The organism is Teichococcus deserti, from assembly GCF_001982615.1.
Classification (GTDB): domain Bacteria; phylum Pseudomonadota; class Alphaproteobacteria; order Acetobacterales; family Acetobacteraceae; genus Pseudoroseomonas; species Pseudoroseomonas deserti.
Map to the genome: position 1 here is coordinate 1 of NZ_MLCO01000579.1, position 646 is coordinate 646.

General features: G+C 77.9%; 1 protein-coding gene. It reads left to right on the forward strand.

Annotated features, from left to right (window positions below; all coding sequences use genetic code 11):
• Window positions 1-646: hypothetical protein (locus tag BKE38_RS32720; protein ID WP_165694338.1), on the forward strand; the 646-nt coding region annotated here is incomplete at both ends.

Below are 646 nucleotides of genomic sequence, written 5' to 3' on the forward strand. Positions count from 1 at the left end.
GGCCGAGGCGGCGCTGCGCCTGCTGGGCCAGGCCCTGGCCGAGGGGCAGCGCTCCGGCCTGCTGCGGCTGGAGCTGGCCAATGCCCTGCTGGAGCGGGGCCAGCGCGGCCCCGCCGCCGATCTGCTGCGCGAACCGAAAGGCGCCGCCATGCCCCTGGGCTCCGCCCCCGCTGCCGACCTCGCCGAAGCCGAGCTCGATTCACTCTGGGAGGCCTCGGCCCGGCTCGGCCTGCGCCCGGCCTTCCCGGCCGGCGTCCGCTTCCGCCCGCCGGCGGACGACCCGGCCTGGACCGAGGTGGTGGGCTTCCTGGGCGGCCGCATCCGCCCCGGCGACCGCGTCCTTGCCCCGCGCCCGCTCTGGAGCAGCCTGCTGGGCGGCGCGGGCCTGGCCGACCAGCCGGAGGCCGCCTGCCGCTACGACTGGGTGGTCGCCCACAAGGGCCGCCTCCGCCCCGAGCATCTTTCCTTCTGGAAGAAGCTGCCGGGCCAGGCGGTCGCGGTCTTCGCCAACCCGGTCTTCGTCGTCTGGCAGGCGAAGCCGGCCCGAGGCATGGCCGATCTCGCCGCCACCCCGCATGTGCGCGCCTATGCCGCCCGGCTGCGCGCCATGGCCGCCGAGGCCGGCCAGCCCGAGCCCGGCTGGGCC